At 65.4% G+C, this 15,550-nt stretch carries 15 protein-coding genes and 1 tRNA gene; 6 read left to right on the top strand and 10 right to left on the bottom strand.

The features are described 5' to 3' along the window. Positions 1 to 18: 18 nt before the first annotated feature. Positions 19 to 768, bottom strand: coding sequence for a phosphatase PAP2 family protein (locus ACEF39_RS08165; protein WP_117310107.1), 750 nt, complete (start codon positions 766 to 768; stop codon positions 19 to 21). Further along, entirely contained in the window at positions 749 to 2,014 is a 1,266-nt protein-coding gene (gene ispG / locus ACEF39_RS08160; RefSeq protein ID WP_089240343.1) for a flavodoxin-dependent (E)-4-hydroxy-3-methylbut-2-enyl-diphosphate synthase, read from the bottom strand. The genes ACEF39_RS08165 and ispG overlap by 20 nt, the downstream gene beginning before the upstream one ends. A gap of 114 nt (positions 2,015 to 2,128) precedes the next feature. On the opposite strand from ispG, the gene ACEF39_RS08155 reads away from it, so the two are divergent. Together ACEF39_RS08155 and ACEF39_RS08150 are read left to right on the top strand one after the other, a co-directional pair. Then, a complete protein-coding gene (locus ACEF39_RS08155; protein ID WP_089240341.1) occupies positions 2,129 to 3,349 on the top strand; it encodes an ATP-binding protein in 1,221 nt (406 codons plus the stop codon). After that, positions 3,346 to 3,915 (top strand): response regulator transcription factor, encoded by a 570-nt coding sequence (locus ACEF39_RS08150; protein WP_032952096.1) that lies wholly within the window; start codon positions 3,346 to 3,348, stop codon positions 3,913 to 3,915. The genes ACEF39_RS08155 and ACEF39_RS08150 overlap by 4 nt, the downstream gene beginning before the upstream one ends. 103 nt (positions 3,916 to 4,018) lie before the next feature. Here ACEF39_RS08150 and pgi read toward each other — a convergent pair whose 3' ends face one another. The 7 genes from pgi to pcnB all read right to left on the bottom strand — a co-directional run bounded on the left by pgi (position 4,019) and on the right by pcnB (position 10,119). Beyond that, positions 4,019 to 5,533 carry a glucose-6-phosphate isomerase gene (gene pgi / locus ACEF39_RS08145; protein ID WP_500287581.1) on the bottom strand — a complete coding sequence of 505 codons (1,515 nt, stop codon included), beginning with the start codon at positions 5,531 to 5,533 and terminating at the stop codon, positions 4,019 to 4,021. Beyond that, entirely contained in the window at positions 5,530 to 5,910 is a 381-nt protein-coding gene (panD, locus tag ACEF39_RS08140; protein ID WP_004153087.1) for an aspartate 1-decarboxylase, read from the bottom strand. Before panD ends, pgi begins: the two co-directional genes overlap by 4 nt. Positions 5,911 to 5,997: 87 nt before the next feature. After that, positions 5,998 to 6,492, bottom strand: a complete 495-nt coding sequence (locus ACEF39_RS08135; protein ID WP_500287580.1) for a hypothetical protein — start codon at positions 6,490 to 6,492, stop codon at positions 5,998 to 6,000. A gap of 72 nt (positions 6,493 to 6,564) precedes the next feature. Then, complete coding sequence (gene panC / locus ACEF39_RS08130; protein ID WP_500287579.1) at positions 6,565 to 7,404, bottom strand: pantoate--beta-alanine ligase; 840 nt, start codon at positions 7,402 to 7,404, stop codon at positions 6,565 to 6,567. Continuing rightward, complete coding sequence (gene panB, locus ACEF39_RS08125) at positions 7,401 to 8,216, bottom strand: 3-methyl-2-oxobutanoate hydroxymethyltransferase (RefSeq protein WP_500287578.1); 816 nt, start codon at positions 8,214 to 8,216, stop codon at positions 7,401 to 7,403. Before panB ends, panC begins: the two co-directional genes overlap by 4 nt. A gap of 34 nt (positions 8,217 to 8,250) precedes the next feature. Next, positions 8,251 to 8,736, bottom strand: coding sequence for a 2-amino-4-hydroxy-6-hydroxymethyldihydropteridine diphosphokinase (folK, locus tag ACEF39_RS08120; RefSeq protein WP_500287577.1), 486 nt, complete (start codon positions 8,734 to 8,736; stop codon positions 8,251 to 8,253). Positions 8,737 to 8,739: 3 nt separating this feature from the next. Then, positions 8,740 to 10,119, bottom strand: a complete 1,380-nt coding sequence (pcnB, locus tag ACEF39_RS08115) for a polynucleotide adenylyltransferase PcnB (RefSeq protein WP_500287576.1) — start codon at positions 10,117 to 10,119, stop codon at positions 8,740 to 8,742. 49 nt (positions 10,120 to 10,168) lie between these two features. On the opposite strand from pcnB, the gene ACEF39_RS08110 reads away from it, so the two are divergent. Beyond that, positions 10,169 to 10,243, top strand: a tRNA-Glu gene (locus tag ACEF39_RS08110). Positions 10,244 to 10,351: 108 nt separating this feature from the next. Next, a protein-coding gene (locus ACEF39_RS08105) for an IS3 family transposase (RefSeq protein ID WP_500285465.1) occupies positions 10,352 to 11,586 on the top strand; the annotation gives its coding sequence in 2 pieces (ribosomal slippage) (positions 10,352 to 10,703 and positions 10,703 to 11,586; 1,236 coding nt in all). Positions 11,587 to 12,043: 457 nt separating this feature from the next. Here ACEF39_RS08105 and ACEF39_RS08100 read toward each other — a convergent pair. Further along, positions 12,044 to 13,468 (bottom strand): sugar porter family MFS transporter, encoded by a 1,425-nt coding sequence (locus ACEF39_RS08100; RefSeq protein WP_500287575.1) that lies wholly within the window; start codon positions 13,466 to 13,468, stop codon positions 12,044 to 12,046. Between the two features lie 186 nt (positions 13,469 to 13,654). Here ACEF39_RS08100 and fdxA point away from each other — a divergent pair, with 186 nt between their 5' ends. Together fdxA and ACEF39_RS08090 are read left to right on the top strand one after the other, a co-directional pair. Continuing rightward, positions 13,655 to 13,978 carry a ferredoxin FdxA gene (gene fdxA / locus ACEF39_RS08095; protein WP_005409054.1) on the top strand — a complete coding sequence of 108 codons (324 nt, stop codon included), beginning with the start codon at positions 13,655 to 13,657 and terminating at the stop codon, positions 13,976 to 13,978. Between the two features lie 189 nt (positions 13,979 to 14,167). Beyond that, positions 14,168 to 15,402, top strand: a protein-coding gene (locus ACEF39_RS08090; protein WP_500285465.1) for an IS3 family transposase whose coding sequence is annotated in 2 segments (ribosomal slippage) — positions 14,168 to 14,519 and positions 14,519 to 15,402 — 1,236 coding nt in all. Because the reading frame shifts where the segments join, the coding sequence is not laid out codon by codon here. Positions 15,403 to 15,550: the final 148 nt, after the last annotated feature.

Here is a 15,550-nt window from a genome sequence, read left to right as displayed (position 1 = left end):
CTTGGGAGGGCATCCACGTCACTCCCCTTGCGTGATCGCTTCGCTGGCCGTCGCTGGCGGCGAACCGTGCCGTCGCCATGGATGACGGCGGCTGAACATGACCAGGTAGCACCCTACCACCCAAACCAGCGCGGCACACCATCCGGCCAGGATGTCCGAGGGGTAATGCACCCCCAGATAGACCCGGGAAACGCTTACCAGCAGGCTGAACGACGGCGCCAGCAGCAGCACCGGCCAGCGCCAGCGGGTATTCCAGGCCAGCAGTACCAGGGTGACCGCCAGGGTCATCGAGCCCATCGCGTGGCCGCTGGGGAAACTGAACGTGGATTCCGGCGCGATCGATTCCCACAGGCTGGGCCGGTCGCGCTGGAAGAACTGCTTGCTGCCCATGTTGAGCAGCGCCGACCCTACGAAGCTCACGGCCACGAAGGTCGCTTCGCGCCAACGCCGGTGCCAGGCCAGTGCACCGACAATCAGCACATCAGCCGGGATCAGGAACCACTCGTAACCCAGTTTCGACAGCAGCACGAAGACGTGGTCCAGCCACGGCGAATGCAGGCCGTGCATCTGCCACAGCAGCGGCGCATCGAAGTGGAAGGACTCGAACTCGTGCACTTCGTCGGCCAAGGCGACGAATCCGGCCAGCGGCAGCAGCACACCGGCAAACAGCAACAGCAGCCGCCAGGCATTGCGCGCCATCCAGTGGCGGAAACCGGAGGCCGGCTCCGGTGCAGCGAGGATCGTCGGCTTACCCGGCGCTTCGGACATAGGTGCGTTCAACATAATCATCGATCAAGGCGACGAATTCCTGGGCGATGTTCTCGCCACGCAGGGTCACCTTCTTCTCGCCATCCACGAACACCGGTGCCGACGGTGCTTCGCCGGTACCCGGCAGTGAGATGCCGATGTTGGCATGCCGCGACTCACCCGGCCCGTTGACCACGCAGCCCATCACCGCCAAGGTCATGTTCTCCGCGCCCGGATGCTGGATCTTCCACAGCGGCATCTTTTCGCGCACGTGGGTCTGCACCACCTTGGCCAGCTCCTGGAAGAACTCCGAGGTGGTTCGGCCGCAGCCCGGGCAGGCCGTGACCAGCGGGGTGAAGGCGCGCTGGCCGGTGGTCTGCAGCAGTTCCTGGGCAACAATCACTTCCTGCGTGCGCGACTGGCCCGGTTCGGGCGTCAGCGAAATGCGGATGGTGTCGCCGATGCCTTCCTGCAGCAGCACGCTCAGCGCCGCCGCCGAGGCAACGATGCCCTTGCTGCCGATGCCGGCTTCGGTCAGGCCCAGATGCAGGGCGAAGTCCGAACGCTGGGCCAGGTCACGGTACACCGCGATCAGCTCCTGCACGCCGCTGACCTTGGCCGAAAGGATGATGCGATCGCGCGGCAGGCCGATGTCCACGGCCTGCTCGGCCGAATCCAGCGCCGACCGGATCAGCGCCTCGCGCAGCACGCGGCCGGCGTCCCAGGGCTGTTCGCGATGATTGTTCTCGTCCATCAGCTTCGCCGCCAGGGCCTGGTCCAGCGAGCCCCAGTTGGCGCCGATGCGCACCGGCTTGTTGTAGCGGATGGCGAACTCGATCAGCTGGGCGAACTGCAGGTCCTTCTTCTTGCCGAAGCCCACGTTGCCCGGGTTGATGCGGTACTTGGCCAGCGCTTCGGCACAGGCCGGTTCGGCCGTCAGCAGCTGATGGCCGTTGTAGTGGAAGTCGCCGATCAGCGGTACGTCGATGCCCATCATCGCCAGCTTGTCGACGATGCGCGGGATCGCCGCAGCCGCTTCAACCGTGTTGACGGTCAGGCGCACCATTTCCGAACCGGCGCGCCAGAGCTCGGCAACCTGCTTGACGCTGGACGCCACATCAGAGGTGTCGGTGTTGGTCATCGACTGCACCACCACCGGCTTGCCACCACCCACGGTGACTCCACCAATCTGGACCGATTGGGTCAGGCGACGGGGCCAGGCAGTGGCATCGGAGGGGGCTGTAGGGCGGGTGACGGCGTCATGCATGCGGGCATTCTAACGCCGGCCCCGACCTTACGGGTGTGTCGCATTCAGGCGGCAGTACGGCTGCGGCCGATTGTCGCAGGCAGGCGTCCCTGCGAACGCATACGATGGGCGCGAATGACCGGTCCCGACGCCCCGTTTCTCCGAACCCTGTGCAGCCTGCGCTGGCTGGCCGTGGCTGGCCAGGCGGCCACCATCCTGGTCGCGACCTGGGTGCTGGGACTGCCTTTGCCGCAACTGCCATTGTGGTCAGGCGTGGCCGTGCTTGCCGTGTTCAACCTGTATACGCAGCTGCGCCCGGAGCCGGCCGATACCGCGCCGCTGACCGCCTTCGGCCACATCCTGGTCGATGTGATCATCCTCACCTGGATGGTCAGCTGGAGCGGCGGCATCGCCAATCCGTTCGGCTCGCTGTTCCTGATCCTGATCGCCCTGGCTGCGTTCGCCCTGCCCCTGCGCTGGGCCTTGGCCGTAGCCAGCGCCTGCCTGCTGGGCTATGCCGCCAGCGGACTGTTCGGGCAGCCGCTGCCGGCCGGCTACTTCAACGCGCTGGACCTCAATCGCTGGGGCGTGATCGCCACCTTCCTGCTGTCCGCCGCAGTGGTACTGATCTTCTCCACCCGACTGGCGATCGCCCTGCGTGAGCGCGAGCTGGAACTGTCGGCGCTGCGCGAACGCTTCGCGCGCAACGAAGGTATTGTCGCCCTGGCCACGCATGCGGCTTCGGTGGCGCACGAACTGAACACGCCGCTGGCGACCATGACCCTGCTCGCCGATGACGTAGCCGAGCGCAGCGAAGAGCCGGAAGTACGCGAGGACATGGAAACCCTGCGCGAGCTGCTGGTGCAGTGCCGCGAGCGTGTGCTGGCACTGGCCGCGCCGGCCTCCAACGACCGCCCCGGCCGCGCCCACTCCACTGCCCAGCAGGTGCTGGAGCAATGGCGGCTGGTGCGCCCGACCATCGACCTGCACCGCAACGACGACGCACCGCTGCGCTTGCCGCTGGACCCCGGCGTCGGCCACCTGCTGATGGTGCTGCTGAACAACGCGGCCGATGCCGGCGAGCAGGCTGGGCGACCGCGCGTCGACCTCAGCCTGCGCATCGAAGGCGACGACCTGATCGGCGAAGTACGCGATTACGGCCATGGCTTCGATGCCCGCGCCGCCGTCCTGCCGGGCAAGCTGTTCGGCAGCAGCAAGAGTGAAGGCATGGGCGTCGGTCTTGCCCTGTCCCATGCCACCATCGAACGCCTGGACGGCGAGATGTGGATGCGCCCGGCCCAAGGGGCCGGTAGCCGCGTCGGCTTCCGCCTGCCGTTGGCCCCCCGCGAGGAATGACCATGACTGCTTCTACCCTTGGCCTGCTGGTCGACGACGACGAACTCTACCTGCGCACCCTGCAGCGCAGCCTGGCCCGCAAAGGGCTGGAGACGCAGACCGCACAGGATGCCGCCAGTGCGCTGGCACTGGCCCGCCAGCATCCGCCGGCGTTCGCGTTGATCGACCTGAAGCTGGGCAGCGATTCCGGCCTGGCCCTGATACAGCCGCTGCGCGCGCTGCGCGCGGACATGCGGATCCTGCTGGTGACCGGCTATGCCAGCATCGCCACCGCGGTGGAGGCGATCAAGCTCGGCGCCGACGACTACCTGCCGAAGCCTTCGACGGTGCCGATGATCCTGCGTGCGCTGGGCGAAGAAGACGACGGCCCCGCCGATGACGGCGAGATGGAAGTGCCCGATGCGATGACCCCGATCAGCCGCCTGCAGTGGGAACACATCCAGCAGGCGATGCATGAAACCGGTGGCAATGTGTCGGCGGCCGCGCGACTGCTCGGCATGCACCGGCGTTCGCTGCAGCGCAAGCTGGCCAAGCGGCCGAGCCCGGAGCGCGATCCAAGCCGATAACGCGGCACGCCCTTCACGGTAGTGCCGGCCGCTGGCCGGCAACCTCATGAACGATTGACGCATCACCGGGATGCCGGCCAGCGGCCGGCACTACCAGGCCTGGTCAGCCCTTCAGCTGGGCCAACAGCTCACGAGTCAGCGGGTCGTTGACCTCGACATCCTCACCCTGCAGAGCGGGCAGCAGGCCACTGGCCAGCTGCTTGCCCAGCTCGACACCGAACTGGTCGAAGGCGTTGATGTTCCAGATCACCGACTGCACGTACACCGCGTGCTCGTACATTGCGATCAAGGCACCCAGCGCCTGCGGGGTGAGCGCGTCGAGCAGGATCATCGTGCTCGGGCGGCCGCCCGGATAGTCGCGGTGCGGATCGTCGCTGCCTTGGCCGTTGGCCAGTGCTTCGGTCTGCGCCAGCAGGTTGGCCATCAACGCCTGGTGGTTGACCGTATACGGGTCGTCGTTGTGCACGCAGCCGATGAAATCGGCCGGAATGATGCTGGTGCCCTGGTGCAGGGCCTGGAAGAAGCTGTGCTGCACGTCGGTACCGGCACCGCCCCACCACACCGGCACGGTGTCGGTGGTGACCGGCTGGCCATCGCGCTGCACGCGCTTGCCCAGGCTTTCCATCACCAGCTGCTGCAGGTAGGCCGGCAGCAGCGCCAGGCGCTGGTCGTAGGTCATCACCGCGTGCGTGGCAGAGCCCAGCAGATTACGGTTCCAGATGTCGGTCAGGCCATGCAGCACCGGCAGGTTGCGCTCCAGCGGCGCGTCCAGTGCATGCGCATCCATCTGCGCGGCACCTTCCAGTAGCTGCTCGAAGCGCTCGAAGCCAATGGCCAGTGCGATCGGGAAACCGACGGCCGACCACAGCGAATAGCGGCCGCCCACCCAGTCCCACATCGGCAGCACACGATCGGCTGCAATGGCGAAGGCCTTGGCGGCGCGTTCCGGATTGGCGCTGACCGCGTACAGGCGTTCGCTGCCACCCAGCCAATCGTGCAGGATCTGGCCGTTGAGCAGGGTTTCCTGGGTACCAAAGGTCTTGGAGATCAGGATGCCAGCGGTCTTCGCCGGATCCAGCGTGGCCAGCGTGCGCTGCATGGCGGCGCCGTCCACGTTCGACACGAAATGCACGCGCAGGCGTGCACCAGTGACCGGACGCAGCGCGTCGGCGACCAGTCGCGGACCCAGATCGGAACCGCCGATGCCGACGCTGACCACATCGGTCACGCCACTGTCTTCCAGCGCGCGCACCAGCACGCCCATGCGCTGGCGGATGCCGCGCGCGGTGGCATAGGCCTCGGCAGCCACCGGCGCATCGACCACATCACCACGCAGCGCGGTATGCAGCGCGGCGCGGCCTTCGGTCAGGTTGACCTGCTCGCCACGGAACAGGCGCGTGATGGCGCCGCCGACATCACGTTCGGCAGCCAGCGCCAACAGCGCCTGCAACGCCGCGGCATCGTATTTCTGCCGGGCGAAGTTGACATACAACGGACCGACCCGCAGCGCCAGGTCCTGCACACGGCCGGGTTCGGCGGCGAGCAGGCTGGGAATGCTTGCGCCCTTCAGGCGCTGGGCGTGGGAATGCAGCGAGTCGAATCCGTTGTTCGTTGTCATGCGGCCTGGGTCGGGATCGTGTCGTTGGTGTGGGAGATCTGGTTGTTGCCATCCACGTACACCAGCTTCGGCTTGAAGCTGTCGGCTTCCTGCTCGGTCATGCTGGCGAAGGCGGCAATGATGATGATGTCACCGACCTGCACGTGGCGCGCGGCGCCACCATTGAGCGAGACGACGCCGCTGCCCGCTTCGGCGCGGATCGCGTAGGTCGAGAAGCGCGCACCGTTGGTCACGTCCCAGATGTGCACCTGCTCGAATTCACGGATGCCAGTGGCAGCCAGCAGGTTGTCATCGATGGCGATCGAGCCTTCGTAGTTCAGCTCGGAATGGGTGACGGTGGCGCGGTGGATCTTGGTCTTGAGCAGGGACAGGTGCATGGGGGCGCTGCAACGGCAAAGGAAAGAGCGGATTCTAGCACCCACGCGGCAGCGGTCAGGTAGCTGCCGCGGGATGCTGAAGACCGTTCAGCCGGTGCGCTGCTGCGCGCCCGGCGCCGGCGCTGCGGCACCGGCCAGCACGGCCCGGAACACGGCATGGAACGCCAGTCCGGCCATCAGGCCGAATCCGGCCGCCACCAGTACCGAGAAGGCATAGCTGGTCCAGTCGAAGCTGCCGGCATCGGTCAAGCGGCTCATCAGAGCGCCGTCAGACCCGTCGGGCCAGGCGCAGGTGGCCATGGCCAGCGCACCCAGCCCTGCCCCCACCAGCGCGAACCACGCCCGGCGCAGGCGGCCGGAGGACAGCAGGATCAGGCCCATCGGCAGCAGCACCGCCACGGCATGGGCGAAGGCCAGCACGAACATCAATGCGGCCGCCAGCGCGGCCGTGGCCACTTCCTGGCCGAGACTGAGACCGGCAATCAGGCCACCGATCACCAGCGAAGGCAGCAGCGCGGCGGCGAACACCGCCAGGATCGCCGCCACGGCGCGGCGGCCGGAGCTGGCGGAATACGAGGTCATGTCGGCACGTCATCCTTGTCCGGCGAACAGTGGGCGCCCACTACGGGCGCCCTGCAGAACCGCGCATGCGGCTCAGAACTCCAGGTTGTCGATCAACCGGGTGGCGCCCAGGCGGGCGGCGATCAGGGCCACACGGCCACCGCCGTCGAAGCTCGGTTCGGCCAGCTCCGGGGTGCGCAGCACCGCGTAATCCACCTGGAAGCCGGCCGCCTGCAGCGCAGCGACGGCGTCGGCCTCGATGCGTTCACGGCCGTGCCCGGCCACATAACCTTCGCGCATGCCAAGCAGGGTGCGATGAAGGGTGGTCGCCAACGGGCGCTGCTCGGCGCTGAGGTACTGGTTGCGCGAGCTCTTGGCCAGGCCATCCTCATCCCGCACGATCTCGGCACCGACGATCTGGATCGGGAACGACAGCTCGGCCACCATCTGCTTGATGACCGCCAGTTGCTGGTAGTCCTTGCGACCGAACACGGCCACGTCCGGCTGCACCTGCAGGAACAGCCGCGCCACCACCGTGCACACGCCATCGAAATGGCCCGGGCGGCTGGCGCCTTCCAGCACTTCACTGACGCCAGGCGCATGCATCTGCGTGGTTTTGTCCACGCCCAGCGGGTACATCGCTTCGACGCTGGGCAGCCACACTGCATCGCAGCCCACTTGCTCCAGCCCGGCCACATCGGCTTCGGGGGTGCGCGGATAGCGGCTGAAATCCTCGTTCGGCCCGAACTGCGTCGGGTTGACGAAGATGCTGGCCACGACCTTGTCGGCGTACTGCTTTGCCAAGGTGACCAGCGCGTGGTGCCCGCCATGCAGGTTGCCCATGGTCGGCACCAGCGCCACGCGCAGGCCCTCGCCCTTCCACTGCGCGATCTGCGCGCGCAGTGCACCGAGTTCGTTGAAGGTCTGGATCATTGGGCGTACGCGTGCTCTTCGTCGGGGAAGCTGCCATCGCGCACGGCATCGGCGTAGGCGCGGGTGGCGCCGGCCACCGAGCCGCCCTCAGCCAGGAAGTCCTTGACGAACTTCGGGCGGCGGTGGCCGCTGTCCAGGCCAAGGAAGTCATGCAGCACCAGTACCTGGCCGTCGCACTGCGGACCGGCACCGATACCGACGGTCGGCACCGGCACGGCAGCGGTGACGGCGGCGGCAACCGGAGTCGGCACGCATTCGAGCACGATGATGCTGGCACCGGCCTCGGCCACGGCCTTCGCATCGTCCACCAGCTGGCGCGCGGCATCGCCACGGCCCTGGATCTTGAAGCCACCCAGGCGCAGCACCGACTGCGGGGTCAGGCCCAGGTGCGAACAGACCGGGATCTCGCGCTCGACCAGATAGCGGACGATGTCGACCTTGAAGCCGGCACCTTCGATCTTGACCATCTCTGCCCCCGCCTGCAGCAGCTGCAACGAAGCATCCAGTGCACGTTCCGGGGTGGCATCGGCGCCAAACGGCAGGTCGGCGATCAGCAGCGCACGCTGCAGCACGCGGGCGACCGCGCGGGTGTGGTAGACCATGTCGGCGACGGTTACCGGCAGGGTCGAATCGTGACCCTGCACGACCATGCCCAGCGAATCGCCGATCAGGATCAGGTCGACACCGTTGGCATCGAACGTGCGGGCGAAGCCTGCGTCGTAGGCGGTCAACATGACCAGCTTCTGGCCATTGCGCTTGGCCTCGGCCAGGGCGGGAACGGTCCAGGGCTTGCTGTCTGCGTGGGTGCTCATGTGCTGATAACCGGGGGAGATAACCCGGGCATTATCACCCTAACGGCGCGATCCCGCAGGCATCCACCCGCATCACTGCATCCCGCACGCGGCCATGGCCGGGAATGGCCAGATCGGCGGCGATTTCGGCCAACGGCACCAACACGAACGCACGCTGGTGCAGGTAGGGATGCGGCACTTTCAGCTCGGGCAGGTCCAGCACCTGCGCGCCGAACAGCAGCAGGTCCAGATCCAGCGCACGCGGCCCCCAGTGCACGGCAGGGTGGCGTACGCGGCCGAAGCGCTGCTCCAGCGCGAGCATGGCCTGCAGCAGCGTGACAGCGGACAGATCGGTGTCGACCGAGGCCACTGCGTTGACGAAGGGCGGCTGGTCCTCGTTGCCCCAAGCCGGCGTCGCGTACAACCGCGACGCCTGCGTCAGCCGGGTTCCGGGCAGCTCGTCCAGCGCGGCAATAGCCGCGCGGACGGTGTTGGCTGCATCGCCAAGATTGGCGCCCAGCCCGATCCAGGCAGCGGTCATCGATTACTCGGCGGCACCGGCAGCTGCGCCATCTGGACGACGACGGCGACGACGACGCTTGCGCGGCGCCCCACCATCCTCATCGCCGGCCTCGCTGTGCAGCGAATCCAGCGACGAATCCAGCTCATGCCCGGACTGCGCCTGCGCTTCGCGCCAGAACGCGACATCGGCTTCGTGCTCTGCCGAGGCCACCTGGCGCAGGGACAGGAAATCGAAGGCTGCACGGAAACGGGGGTGGCTGAGCGTGCGCATGACGCGCTTGCGCTGACGCGAACTGAAGCGCGCCTGCAGCAGCCAGATTTCCTGCATCGGCAGCGAGAATCGGCGCGGCAATGCGATGGTGCTCAACTGCTGCACGGTGACGCGGTCGGCGGCGCGACGCTGCGCCTCTTCCGGCGCCACGCCCTGCTTGAGCAGGGTTGCCTGCGCGCGGCAATAGGCCGGCCACAGCAACAGTGCGAACAGGAACGCCGGCGACACGGGCTCGTCATTGGCCACGCGTGCATCGGTGTTGGCCAGGCCCTCGACCACCATGCGGCGCAGCGCACCGGTACGGTTCGACTTCAGCGCCTTGGCGCTTTCCGGGAACAACACGTCGAACAGGCCATAGCGCTCCAGTCCTTCAAAGCTGGCCACGCCGTGGCCGGACAGGAACAACTTCAGGACTTCCTCGAACAGGCGCGCCGGTGCGGCTTCATTGAGCAGGCCGGCCAGCTGCGGGATCGGTGCAGCGGTGCCCTCTTCGATCTGGAAGCCGAGCTTGGCCGCCAGGCGGACCGCACGCAGCATGCGCACCGGGTCTTCCTGGTAGCGCTGCACCGGATCGCCGATGAGCTTCATCAGACGTGCCTGCACATCTTCGAAGCCGCCGGTGTAGTCACGCACCGAGAAGTCCTCGATGGCGTAGTACAGGGCATTGCAGGTGAAATCGCGGCGGATGGCGTCGTCTTCGATGCTGCCGTACACGTTGTCGCGCACGAGCATGCCGTTTTCCATCTCGCGATCGCCGCTGCCGTCATCGATGTTGGCACGGAAGGTGGCGACTTCGATGATCTCGCGGCCAAACACAACATGGGCCAGGCGGAAACGGCGACCGATCAGGCGGCAGTTGCGGAACAACTGCTTGACCTGTTCGGGCGTGGCATCGGTGGCCACGTCGAAATCCTTGGGTTGGCCATTGACCAGCAGATCGCGCACCGCGCCGCCGACAAGGTAGGCGCCGAAGCCGGCATCGCGCAGTCGATAAAGCACGCGCAAAGCGTTCGGGCTGATGTCCTTGCGGGAGATCGTGTGCTGGTCGCGCGGGATGACGCGCAGGCTGAACGGTGATGTAGCAGAGGAAATGATGTTGGCGCTTCCGGTTGAAGTTTCGGGATTGCCCAATGGCATCGAGGTGCATATACTAGCGCTCCTGCACCGGCAGCGACACACTGCTCCCTTCGTCTAGTGGTTAGGACGTGGCCCTCTCAAGGCTAAAACAGGGGTTCGAGTCCCCTAGGGAGCACCAGTCGCCGCAGCAGGAACCGAAAAAGCCCGCCTTGTGCGGGCTTTTCTGTTTTCCGTGACCCGTCCTGAATTGGGTTGACACCTTTTCCCTCTGGAAAAGGAATGTTCAATGAAATCAACAATCAGGCGCAGCCAACGGGATTACTCGCTGGCCTTCAAGTTGTCGGTGGTAGACCAGGTCGAGCGCGGGGAGCTGACCTACAAAAAGGCCCAGGAGCGTTATGGGATCCAAGGGCGCAGCACGGTGCTTTCCTGGCTTCGTCGGCATGGTCGGCAGGATTGGTCAGCTGGGGCATCATTGCCTCCCATGAGCACTGTCCCCAAAGCCGGGGCGGCCAAGCCGCTGACGCCGGAACAACAGATCAAGGCCCTGCAGGTCCAGTTGCGGGAGGCAAACGAGAAGGCGCAGTTGTTCGAGGCCATCGTGGATGTCCTCAAAGAGGATTACGGGGTAAAAATCGTAAAAAAGCCTTCCGGCAAGTCCTCACGCAAGGGCGCCTCAAAGGCGTAAGCGTGGCAAGGGCTTGCCGCCATTTCGGCATCAGTCGGCAGGCGTTCTATCAGGCCGGTCACCGCCATCAGCGGCGAGACGCTGCTGATGCTACGGCACTGTCGCTGGTGAGCGACTGCCGCGCGCGCCAGCCTCGGGTCGGTACGCGCAAGCTGCACCATCTGATTGAGCCGAAGCTGCAGGCGGCGGGGATCGCTCTGGGGCGCGATCGTTTATTTGACGTGCTCCGAGAAGCGCGCTTGCTGGTGCCGCAGCGCCGCGCGTATCACAAGACGACCGATAGCCATCATCGCTTCCGCAAGCATCCCAATCTGCTCAAATCCGGTGAAGGATGCATCGTTCCCAGTGGCTGCGAACAGGTGTGGGTGGCTGACATCACCTATCTACCAACAGATGGGAAGTTCGTTTACCTGAGCCTTGTTACCGATGCGTGGTCACGCAAGATCGTAGGCTGGAGCGTGAATGAGACGCTGCAGACCGAACATACCGCGCAGGCATTGGAGATGGCCCTGAAAACCCGGAAAACGAGGCAACGGCTGATCCATCATTCGGATCGGGGCATCCAGTACTGCTCGGACAACTATCAGAAGATCCATGCCAAGCACGGCCTGACCTGCTCCATGACCGACGGCTACGATTGCTATCAGAACGCTCTGGCAGAGCGGATCAACGGGATCCTCAAATGCGAGTTTCTGCTCCGTCGCCCACGGGACCTGGGACAGGCTCGGCAGATGGTGGCTGAGGCAGTGGAGATCTACAACGCCGAGCGCCCCCACCTGTCCCTTAAAATGCAGACGCCCGATGCGATGCACCGGGCGTCCTTGGCCGCCTGACGGCGGCCGGATCATCCACCCCATAGGTGTCAACCTATGGCAGGACGGGTCACCGGATTCTCGATTCCAACGGGCGTGGTCGCTTTTGCGCCTCTCTGTTCCTGCGCGGGAGGGGGCGGGCCACCCTTTCCTGGACACGCTAAAGCCCATCCATGGTGCTCGATGGCGCCATCCTTGGCGCCAACGGTCCAAGAAAGGGTGGCCCGCCCCCTCCTGACAATTTCCCGCGACGGCGGCAAGAACAGCCTCGCTCCTCCGAAACAAATTCAACCCCGACGCGCTTGCCTGCGTCCGCCATCCGCGATCTGTCGAGAGGCGGCGGGCCGGCCGCTCCAGGACCGTTGGCGCCATGAATGGCGCCATCGAGCCCCCATGGATGGGTTTACGGCGTGTCCTGGAGCGGCTGGCCTGCCGCCTCACCTCGGAACAGGAAGGCGCTGAAAGCCAGGCCGAGCCGTCAGCCTTCCATCTGCTCCAGTTCCTTGCCCTTGGTCTCGCGCACGTGGCGGACGACGAAGATGATCGAGAGGATCGCGGCGACGGTGTAGATGCCGTAGGCACCGGCCAGGCCGATACCGGTCAGCAGCATCGGGAAAGTCACGGTGATCGCGAAATTCGACGTCCACTGCGCCGCACCGGCCACGGCCAACGCCGGGCCGCGGATCTGGTTCGGGAACATCTCGCCCAGCATCACCCACATCACCGGGCCCCAGGACATGTTGAAGAACACCACGTAGACGTTGGCCGCTACCAGCGCCAACCGGCCCATGCCGTCGGACAGCTGCAGTCGACCATCGGCCAGGCTGCCACTGGCGAAGGCGACCACCATCAGCACCAGCGCCACCGACATGCCGACCGAACCGACCCACAGCAGCGGCCTGCGGCCGATGCGATCGATCAGCAATACCGTCAGCAGGCAGGCGCCGATGCTCAGCGCACCGGACAATACGTTGATCAGCAGCGCGTCGCTTTCCGAAAAGCCCACCGCCTGCCACAGCACGGCGCCGTAATAGAACACCACATTGATGCCGACCAGCTGCTGGAACATCGCCAGTCCGATGCCGACCCAGACGATGGGACGCAGCTTGCCGGTGGCCTTGTTGAGCAGGTCACCGAAACGCGGCTTGTGCTGGTCCTGGGCCAGGCTCGCTTCGATCTCGGCCTGCTTGTTCACCGCGGCGCGTTCACCATACAACCGGCCAAGCACCGCCCTCGCCTGCGCCTGCCGGCCCTTCATCACCAGGAAGCGCGGGCTTTCCGGGATCACCAGCAACAGCAGCAGGAACAGCAGTGACGGCAGCGCCTGCATCCAGAACATCCAGCGCCATGCCTCCTGCCCCAGCCAGAGCGGCTCGGTAGAGGCGCCTGCAGCCCTGGCCAGCAGATAGTTACTGAGGAACGCCGCGAACAGACCGCAGATGATCGCCATCTGCTGCACGGTCGCCAGCCGGCCGCGATAGCGCGCCGACGCGACTTCGGCGATGTAGGCCGGCGACATCACGCTGGCCGCACCGACGGCGAATCCGCCGAGCACGCGCGCACAGACGAACAACCAGGACGCATGTGCAGCGCCGGCGCCCAGCGCCGACACCAGGAACATCACGGCCGCCACGATCAACACGCCGCGACGTCCCAGCCGGTCACCAAGCCAACCGGCCGCGAACGCGCCGATCGCGCACCCCAGCAGCATCGAGGCGACCTCGAAGCCGAGCGCGGCCTCGCTGGAGTTGAAGGCCTGGCGCAGGCCGTCGACGGTGCCATTGATGACGCCACTATCGAAGCCGAACAGGAACCCGCCGAGGGTGGCGGCGCAGCTGATCAGGACGATGAAGGCAGTGTTCTCACCGCCGTTGGGGGCGGCACCGGGCTGGACTGGCGACATGAAGGATCCTGCAAGGAAGGGAGCCGACCGAAGCGGGCCGGCGGCCTTGGCAGCGTCGCACAGGGCGGGCATGCCGCCAAATGGGCATTCCAGGCACCAATCCGCCCCACTTTCACACGGCAACCGACACCGGGGGCCAACCTGTTCTAGAATTGGCAGGTTCAGAAAGCGATTCACCCTCTACCCATGCCCTTTGTCGTCACCGAAAACTGCATCAAGTGCAAACACACCGATTGCGTGGAAGTGTGCCCCGTGGATTGCTTCCACGAAGGCCCGAACTTCCTGGTGATCGACCCGGACGAGTGCATTGACTGCACCCTCTGCGAACCCGAGTGCCCGGTCAACGCGATCTTCCCGGAAGACGATGTTCCCGCTGGTCAGGAAGGTTTCGTCGCCCTCAATGCAGAACTGGCGAAGGAATGGCCGGTGCTGACGGTGCGCAAGGATCCGCCGGCCGACGCCGGCGAGTGGGATGGCAAGCCGGACAAGCTGAAGCTGCTGGAGCGCTGAGGCGCCAGCACCATGGCCTTGGTAGCTGCCAACCTTGGTTGGCACAAAGGCACCGACCAAGGTCGGCCTCTACCACGGCAGGTACGCACCAGCAGGCAATGAAAAGGGCGCCCAGGGCGCCCTTTTCTGTTCTGGCTGACCCGTCCTGAATTGGGTTGACACCTTTTCCCTCTGGAAAAGGAATGTTCAATGAAATCAACAATCAGGCGCAGCCAACGGGATTACTCGCTGGCCTTCAAGTTGTCGGTGGTAGACCAGGTCGAGCGCGGGGAGCTGACCTACAAAAAGGCCCAGGAGCGTTATGGGATCCAAGGGCGCAGCACGGTGCTTTCCTGGCTTCGTCGGCATGGTCGGCAGGATTGGTCAGCTGGGGCATCATTGCCTCCCATGAGCACTGTCCCCAAAGCCGGGGCGGCCAAGCCGCTGACGCCGGAACAACAGATCAAGGCCCTGCAGGTCCAGTTGCGGGAGGCAAACGAGAAGGCGCAGTTGTTCGAGGCCATCGTGGATGTCCTCAAAGAGGATTACGGGGTAAAAATCGTAAAAAAGCCTTCCGGCAAGTCCTCACGCAAGGGCGCCTCAAAGGCGTAAGCGTGGCAAGGGCTTGCCGCCATTTCGGCATCAGTCGGCAGGCGTTCTATCAGGCCGGTCACCGCCATCAGCGGCGAGACGCTGCTGATGCTACGGCACTGTCGCTGGTGAGCGACTGCCGCGCGCGCCAGCCTCGGGTCGGTACGCGCAAGCTGCACCATCTGATTGAGCCGAAGCTGCAGGCGGCGGGGATCGCTCTGGGGCGCGATCGTTTATTTGACGTGCTCCGAGAAGCGCGCTTGCTGGTGCCGCAGCGCCGCGCGTATCACAAGACGACCGATAGCCATCATCGCTTCCGCAAGCATCCCAATCTGCTCAAATCCGGTGAAGGATGCATCGTTCCCAGTGGCTGCGAACAGGTGTGGGTGGCTGACATCACCTATCTACCAACAGATGGGAAGTTCGTTTACCTGAGCCTTGTTACCGATGCGTGGTCACGCAAGATCGTAGGCTGGAGCGTGAATGAGACGCTGCAGACCGAACATACCGCGCAGGCATTGGAGATGGCCCTGAAAACCCGGAAAACGAGGCAACGGCTGATCCACCATTCGGATCGGGGCATCCAGTACTGCTCGGACAACTATCAGAAGATCCATGCCAAGCACGGCCTGACCTGCTCCATGACCGACGGCTACGATTGCTATCAGAACGCTCTGGCAGAGCGGATCAACGGGATCCTCAAATGCGAGTTTCTGCTCCGTCGCCCACGGGACCTGGGACAGGCTCGGCAGATGGTGGCTGAGGCAGTGGAGATCTACAACGCCGAGCGCCCCCACCTGTCCCTTAAAATGCAGACGCCCGATGCGATGCACCGGGCGTCCTTGGCCGCCTGACGGCGGCCGGATCATCCACCCCATAGGTGTCAACCTATGGCAGGACGGGTCAGGCCCTGGTAGCTGCCAACCTTGGTTGGCACAAAGGCACCGACCAAGGTCGGCCTCTACCACGGCAGGTGCGAACCAGCAGGCCCGCCCCCACCCA

This window comes from Stenotrophomonas indicatrix, from assembly GCA_041545745.1.
Taxonomy (GTDB): Bacteria; Pseudomonadota; Gammaproteobacteria; order Xanthomonadales; family Xanthomonadaceae; genus Stenotrophomonas; species Stenotrophomonas indicatrix_A.
Note: the sequence above shows the minus strand (reverse complement) of the source record. Positions and strands in the feature narration are given on the sequence as shown.

Coding starts and splice junctions, on each gene's coding strand:
- ACEF39_RS08165 (WP_117310107.1), bottom strand. CDS start 768: ATGTCCGAAGCGCCGGGTAAGCCGACGATCCTCGCTGCACCGGAGCCG.
- ispG (WP_089240343.1), bottom strand. CDS start 2,014: ATGCATGACGCCGTCACCCGCCCTACAGCCCCCTCCGATGCCACTGCC.
- ACEF39_RS08155 (WP_089240341.1), top strand. CDS start 2,129: ATGACCGGTCCCGACGCCCCGTTTCTCCGAACCCTGTGCAGCCTGCGC.
- ACEF39_RS08150 (WP_032952096.1), top strand. CDS start 3,346: ATGACCATGACTGCTTCTACCCTTGGCCTGCTGGTCGACGACGACGAA.
- pgi (WP_500287581.1), bottom strand. CDS start 5,533: ATGACAACGAACAACGGATTCGACTCGCTGCATTCCCACGCCCAGCGC.
- panD (WP_004153087.1), bottom strand. CDS start 5,910: ATGCACCTGTCCCTGCTCAAGACCAAGATCCACCGCGCCACCGTCACC.
- ACEF39_RS08135 (WP_500287580.1), bottom strand. CDS start 6,492: ATGACCTCGTATTCCGCCAGCTCCGGCCGCCGCGCCGTGGCGGCGATC.
- panC (WP_500287579.1), bottom strand. CDS start 7,404: ATGATCCAGACCTTCAACGAACTCGGTGCACTGCGCGCGCAGATCGCG.
- panB (WP_500287578.1), bottom strand. CDS start 8,216: ATGAGCACCCACGCAGACAGCAAGCCCTGGACCGTTCCCGCCCTGGCC.
- folK (WP_500287577.1), bottom strand. CDS start 8,736: ATGACCGCTGCCTGGATCGGGCTGGGCGCCAATCTTGGCGATGCAGCC.
- ACEF39_RS08100 (WP_500287575.1), bottom strand. CDS start 13,468: ATGTCGCCAGTCCAGCCCGGTGCCGCCCCCAACGGCGGTGAGAACACT.
- fdxA (WP_005409054.1), top strand. CDS start 13,655: ATGCCCTTTGTCGTCACCGAAAACTGCATCAAGTGCAAACACACCGAT.